This window comes from Azospirillum isscasi, assembly GCF_030849505.1.
In the GTDB taxonomy this organism is placed as follows: Bacteria; Pseudomonadota; Alphaproteobacteria; order Azospirillales; family Azospirillaceae; genus Azospirillum; species Azospirillum isscasi.
This window is the reverse complement of the sequence record NZ_JAUJFI010000242.1, coordinates 1-5,997: the sequence shown is the minus strand read 5'-3', so window position 1 is coordinate 5,997 and position 5,997 is coordinate 1. Positions and strand designations below refer to the sequence as shown.

Genomic DNA, 5,997 nt, shown 5'->3' with positions numbered 1-5,997 from the left:
TCGTAACGGATCTTGCCCATGCCGAGCTGACGGCCGAGCGCGTCGGCGATCAGTGGATTCGGTTCTACCAGGACAGCACGCATGGGGTTCTCCGCAGCATCGGATCGGCCAGGACGGTTGTTTTGCTTTTTAAGAAAAGTCTTGTTCGCGCCTGCGAATTTCATTCAAAAAACCAATCGAAATCCAGACTGTCAATCATTGGTGTTAATACCTTCGCGAGTCAGGGGAGTTGGCGTTAAAGCGGTTTTAAAGCCCGTTAACAGAACCGATTTTTGAAAATTTGCCGACGAAAGCCGCGAAAATACGAGACGAATTCTCGGCTCCAGCCTTGCCGGCCGTCGCCGGGCCTGGCCGATGGAAAAAGGTTCCTGTGCGGACGGCGCGGGACGCGCTACTGTGGCGGCGCAGTCCCGATTTGTCAGGATAAGCCGCGATGACCGAGATGATGCCGCTCTCCAACGGTGAGGACACGCCGCCTCCGCCCGCGGCGCCGGTCAAGCGGGCCACGCGCCAGCGCACGAAGGCACCCTCGGAGGAGACCACTCAACTTCTGCGCGTCTACGGGGATCAGGTCGCCACGCTGGGCGAACAGATCGCCAAGGCGGAGGCCGCGGCGGACAGCGAGCGGGCGGAGCGGCTGCGGGTGATCGCGGAACACGCCTCCGAACGCGAGCGCTGGCGCGAGGCCATCGGGCAGGCGGAGCAGGCGCGCACCGGGGAGATCGGGAATCTCCAGGCCGACCGCGAGGCGGAGCGCGAGCGCATCAACCAGCTGGTCGAGACGCTGATCGCCGAGACCTCGGCGCGCGAGCAGGGCATGGCCCGCGCGCTGCAGGACGCCGAGGACCGGCTGTCCGCGGTGAACGCGGAGATCGCCGCCCTGCGCCTGTCCCACGCGGTGGCGCTGGACCGGCTCCAGGCCGACCGGGAGGCGGAGCGCAAGCGCATCGGGGACCTCGTGGAGCGGCTGATCGCCGACACCGAGGCGCGGGAGCGCGGCTTCCGCCAGCGCATCGAGGCGGCGGAGCGCCGCAGCGCGGAGGCGCAGGACACGCTGGCGGAAGAGCGCCGGAACAGCGCGGAGCTGGAAAAGCGGCTGGAGCGGCTGACCGGCACGCTGGACGGCCTGCGCCGCGACCGCGAGGCCGAGGTCGCCGCCTACGAGGCGATGCGCGACCAGTGCCGCATCCTGGTGACCGAGCTGGCCCGGCGGCATCGCCCCTGGTGGCGCCGGATGTTCCGGCGCTGACCGGTCCCGCCCTTACCCGTCGTCGCGCTTACTCGTCATCGTCGCCGCCGCCGCGGAAGGGGGAGGTCGCCACATGGGCCGTGGCGGACACCACGTCGCCGGCGACGCTGACCGCGGACCCCGCCACGCTGGCCGCGGTGTCCACCGTGGCGACCACCACGCCGCAGCCGGACAGAAGCGGGACCGCCGGAAGGAGCAGGGCGGCGGCGAACAAGGCGGTGCGGGGCATGATTTTCGACCTTTGAGACTGCGACACGGTTCCACTATGCACGGACGCGCGGCGGCGCGCCCGTGACCAAACGGCGGCGCTCATGCTGGCACGCCGCCGTGCCGCCGCCAAGCGGGCCGTGCTTACGGCAACCTCTTGAAGACCATGCGGCGCATCGGCTGGTCGAAGGCGGTCATACCCTCCGCGTCGATCCGCCCGTTGGCGGCGAAGCGGCGCCGCACCTCGGCCTCCAGCGGGGGCAGGCGTTCGCGCCGCGCCGGGTCCACGGCGACGACATGGCTCAGGTAATGATCGGCGTCGCGGTAGCGCACCACCGTGCCGTAGACCGTCTCGTCCACCGCCTCCAGCGGCAGCGGCGGGTGCTTCAGCGTGTCGTAGGCGGCGGCGCGCACCTCGGTCTCGTCCTCGATGGGCAGGATGACGTGGAAGTAGGGGCCTTCCGCGATCGGCTCCACCACCACCAGCGTGCCGCCGGGCGTCAGCACCCGCGCCGCCTCGGCCAGCGCGCCGGCCATGACCGCCGGCGGCAGATGGTGGAAGCTGTTGGAATAGACGAGGGCGTCCACCGACGCGTCTGCCAGCGGCAGCGCCTCCCCCTTGCCGACGCGGTAATCGGCGCCGGCCACCGGTTCCGCCTTGCGGGCGCGGGCGAGCTGGCCCTCGTTGATCTCGATGCCGATGGCCTGGGCGCCGAGCCCCGCGAAATGGCGGGTCAGCGCCCCGTCGCCGCAGCCGACATCCACCACGGTCCGGCCCCGCGGGTCCAGAACCTCGGCCAGGGCCTCCTTCAAGGTCATCGTCGTCATCATGCTCTCCCGTATCTTTTTTTTGGGTGGCCGGCGGGCATCGGGCCGGTCCCCGGTCAGGGCGCGGCGTCCAGAGTCCGCCGGAAATAGTCCAGAATCTCGTCGTTTAGCCGCGCGTGGAAGGCGGCGCGGTCGAAACCCGGCGGGTCCTGCACCGCGGCGCCGAAGCGGGCGGCGGCGCTGGCCGGGACCGGCGTCAGGAAGGCGTAGTGGCCGGCGCCGGGGACGAGGTCGTATTCCGGCGGCCGGGGCAGCAGACCGCGCACCCGCGCCACTTGAAGGGCGCCGCTCTCGTCGCCCTTCTCCGCCTCGTACAGCCGGACCGGGACGGTGATGCGGGACAGGCCGCCATCCCCGAACAGCGCGCCGACCGGGTCCATCAGCAGCAGCGACCGGATGCGGGGATCGGTGGCGGCCTCCAGCCGCTTCGGCGGGGCCGCGGCGGTGGTCCTGGCACCCGCCGGGCAGAGGGTCCGGTTTTCCGGATGGGTGGCGCAGAGCTGTGGAATCCGCCCCGGATCGGCCACCCCGCCCGCCGCCGCCAGCGCCGCATGACCCCCCGCCGCGTAGCCGATCACGCCGATGCGCTCCCGGTCCACCCGGAACCCCATGGGGGAGGAGTCCAGCACGGCGTCCAGAGCCGCGCGGAGTTGAAGCGGCAGTTCCGGCCACAGCGGCTGCGTGCCGGTCTTCGAAGCGTCCTTCGCACCCGGCTCCGGCCCACCGGGATGGGTCACGAGGGCGGCCATCATCCCGCGCCGCGCCAGGAACAGGGCGATGCTGACCATCGCCAGCCCGTTGCGCGAGGGTCCCTGGGTCATCATCACCAGCGGCAGGGAGTCCAGCGCCGGCCAGCCCTCGGGGGCGACGTTCAGGTGATAGGGTCCGCGGCGGAGCGGCTGAACCGCGTCGCGCGTGGGATACAGCAGAAGGACCGGAGCCGATTTGCCCGTGCCCGGGTCGGCGTAGACGATCTGCGACACCGCGGCCCGGAACTGCGCCGGCGTCTCCGCCCGCGCCGGCGGGACCGGAAGCAGGCCGGCCAGCAGGAAAGCCAGAATCCACCGCCGCGTTCGCCGCCCCATCGCAACCCCTCCGGCATCACGTCGTGAAGCTCTTCCCCGTGGGAGAGTGTGGCCGTCTTGCGTGTCCAACGGCAAGAGCGGCGTTCCCGCCCAAGAGGGCGTGAGCCAGGAAATCGTGGTGCCTTGCCAGCGGGCGGGCGGACCTGTACCACGGCGGTAATCCCAGCCATCCGCCGTGGTAGAGGTCGGCCCGCCCCATGCTCGACAGCTTCCTTCTCGCCTTCACGGCGCTGTTCTCGATCGTCAACCCCATCGCCATGGCGCTGATCTTCAGCCAGGTGACGGCGGAGCGCAGCCCGAAGGAACGGGTGCAACTCGCCACGCTGGTCGCGGTCTATTCGGCCATCGTCATGCTGACGGCCCTGTGGGCGGGGTCTTATGTGCTGAACTTCTTCGGCATCTCGCTGGCGGCGCTGCGGATCGCCGGCGGCTTCGTCGTGGCGGAACGCGCCTGGGCGCTGCTGAGCGCGCCGGAAGCCCACGAGGCCCGCAAGCAGGAGCAGGCCGCTCCGGCGGAGGATGTGGGGGAATCGGCCTTCTTCCCCCTGACCATTCCCTTCACCACCGGCCCCGGCACCATCTCCGTCGCCATCGCGCTGGGCGCCACCCGCCCGGCGGACGCCGCCGGCCTGACGAATTTCTTCATCGGCGTGTCGGCGGCGGCGCTGGCCATCGCGGTGCTGATCTGGCTGTCCTACCGCTCCGCCGATCGGCTGGTGGCGCTGCTCGGCCACACCCGCGCCCGCGTGCTGACGCGGCTGTTCGCCTTCCTGCTGTTCTGCGTCGGCGTCCAGATCCTGCTGACCGGAATCACGGACGCCTTCCCCTCGCTGGCTGCGGCGCGCTGAATAGCATGGTCTGAATCAGGCGGTCAGCGCGTGCGCCCCACGCGCTGGCGGGCCATGCGGTCGGCGACCGCGGCGGTCGGCTTCCGCTCCATGTCGGCGCGGGCGAAGATCTCCGTCAGGGTGTCGGCGATGCGCCCGATGTGGCTCATGACGCGGGCGTGGTCGTGGCCGGCGCGCTCGTAATAGACGTCGATCACCCCGCCCGCGTTGATGACGTAATCCGGCGCGTAGAGGATGCCGCGGTCGGCCAGCGCCTGCCCGTGCCGGGCCTCGGCGAGCTGGTTGTTGGCCGCCCCGGCGACGACCGGGCAGGTCAGCCGCGGAATCGTGCCGTCGTTCAGCACCGCACCCAGCGCGCAGGGCGCGAAGACATCCACCTCCAGATCGAAGATCGCGTCGGGGAGGACCGGCGTGGCGCCCACGCTGTCAGCCACGCGGCGCACCTGCGCCTCGTCGATGTCGGCGATCCACAGCCGCGCCCCGGCGTCGGCCAGATAGCGGGCGAGATGCGCGCCGACGCTGCCCACCCCCTGGATGGCGACGGTCAGCCCCTCCAGGTCGCTGCGGTGCAGGCGGTGGCGCACCGCGGCCTGGAGCCCGACGAAGACGCCGTAGGCGGTGGAGGGGGAGGGGTCGCCGCTGCGCGTGCCGCCGCCCTCGGTCGCCTTTTCGACCACGCCGGAAACATGGGCGGTTTCCAGCGCCATGGTCTTGATGTCGGGAACGCCGGTGCCGGAATCCTCCGCGACGATGTAGCGTCCGCCCAGCCGCTCGACGTTGCGCCCCATGGCGCGCAGCAGCGCCTCGCTCTTGTCCGTGCGCGGGTTGCCGATGATCACCGACTTGCCGCCGCCCAGCGGCAGGCCCGCCAGAGCCGATTTGTAGGTCATGCCGCGCGACAGGCGCAGCACGTCGCGCAAAGCCTCCTCGTCGCTGGCGTAGGGCCACATGCGGCAGCCGCCCAGCGCCGGACCGAGCGTCGTGTCGTGGACGGCGACGATGGCGCGCAGGCCGGACGCCGCGTCGGAGCAGAAGACCACCTGCTCATGGTCGTCGAAGTCGGGATGGTCGAACAGATGCACGGTTTCCTCCTGATCTTTCTTCTTTTTGAAAAGCGGGCGGCACCGCAGGGCAAAGCCCGGGCGTCGTGCGCGGAAGAGTTCCGCGCGCCGTGCGTCTGTACGGCGTGTCCGCTTTTCCTGTCCCTGTGCTTCACCGTTTTTGCTCGGGCGGAGAAGCGGCGGGTCGTTCTCTTGAAGGAAACTAGATGCGCGTGAAAATGCTGGCAAGGCGGACGGTTGTCCGGCCTGCAAAAAGCAAGGAGATGAGCGGCGGAGCGGTCCGCCGTCGGGAAAGTGTCGCGGACGGAGCCGCGAACGACAATTTCCGGTCCGCTGCGTGGCGGGCGAAGGAGGCCGGGGACCGGCCGGGCGGTGGGGGGGAGGCCGCCCGGCCGGTTCCCGCGGGGATCAGAATTCCTCCTCATCCCCGCCGAAGCCACCCCACGATTCCTCGCTGGGGATGTCCTCGGCCACCTGATCGACGGCGTTCTGGGCCTCCTGGGCCACGGCCTCGCCGCCGCCGGACAGCATGCTGGACAGGGCGCTGCCGATCAGCATGCCGCCGGCCACGCCCATGGCGGTCTGCATGGCGCCGGCCATGAAGCCGCCGCCGGCCCGCTGCGGCTGCTGGGCATAGGCCGCGACGCGCGGGTCGCCATAGGCCGGGGCGGCGCCCGGCGCCTGACCCCAGGGGGAGTTGCCGGGGCGCTGCTGCGGGG

The 5,997-nt window shown here is 70.8% G+C and carries 7 protein-coding genes; 2 read left to right on the top strand and 5 right to left on the bottom strand.

What is annotated here, in order from left to right:
- The first annotated feature begins 433 nt into the window (after positions 1–433).
- A complete protein-coding gene (locus tag QSG27_RS27225; protein WP_306711753.1) occupies positions 434–1,249 on the top strand; it encodes a coiled-coil domain-containing protein in 816 nt (271 codons plus the stop codon).
- 28 nt (positions 1,250–1,277) lie between these two features.
- Here QSG27_RS27225 and QSG27_RS27220 read toward each other — a convergent pair whose 3' ends face one another.
- From QSG27_RS27220 to QSG27_RS27210, 3 genes are all read right to left on the bottom strand, one after another.
- Positions 1,278–1,478: a hypothetical protein gene (locus QSG27_RS27220; RefSeq protein ID WP_306711752.1), complete on the bottom strand. Its 201-nt coding sequence runs from the start codon at positions 1,476–1,478 to the stop codon at positions 1,278–1,280.
- Positions 1,479–1,600: 122 nt separating this feature from the next.
- A complete protein-coding gene (locus QSG27_RS27215) occupies positions 1,601–2,284 on the bottom strand; it encodes a class I SAM-dependent methyltransferase (protein ID WP_306711750.1) in 684 nt (227 codons plus the stop codon).
- A 56-nt stretch (positions 2,285–2,340) separates the two neighbouring features.
- Positions 2,341–3,369 (bottom strand): alpha/beta hydrolase family protein, encoded by a 1,029-nt coding sequence (locus QSG27_RS27210; protein ID WP_306711748.1) that lies wholly within the window; start codon positions 3,367–3,369, stop codon positions 2,341–2,343.
- A gap of 197 nt (positions 3,370–3,566) precedes the next feature.
- Here QSG27_RS27210 and QSG27_RS27205 point away from each other — a divergent pair, with 197 nt between their 5' ends.
- Positions 3,567–4,217, top strand: coding sequence for a MarC family protein (locus QSG27_RS27205; protein ID WP_306711746.1), 651 nt, complete (start codon positions 3,567–3,569; stop codon positions 4,215–4,217).
- A gap of 23 nt (positions 4,218–4,240) precedes the next feature.
- Here QSG27_RS27205 and QSG27_RS27200 read toward each other — a convergent pair whose 3' ends face one another.
- Together QSG27_RS27200 and QSG27_RS27195 are read right to left on the bottom strand one after the other, a co-directional pair.
- Positions 4,241–5,299, bottom strand: coding sequence for a Glu/Leu/Phe/Val dehydrogenase dimerization domain-containing protein (locus QSG27_RS27200; protein ID WP_306711745.1), 1,059 nt, complete (start codon positions 5,297–5,299; stop codon positions 4,241–4,243).
- Between the two features lie 387 nt (positions 5,300–5,686).
- The coding region (locus tag QSG27_RS27195; RefSeq protein WP_306711744.1) for a DUF2076 family protein at positions 5,687–5,997 on the bottom strand (311 nt) is incomplete at its 5' end.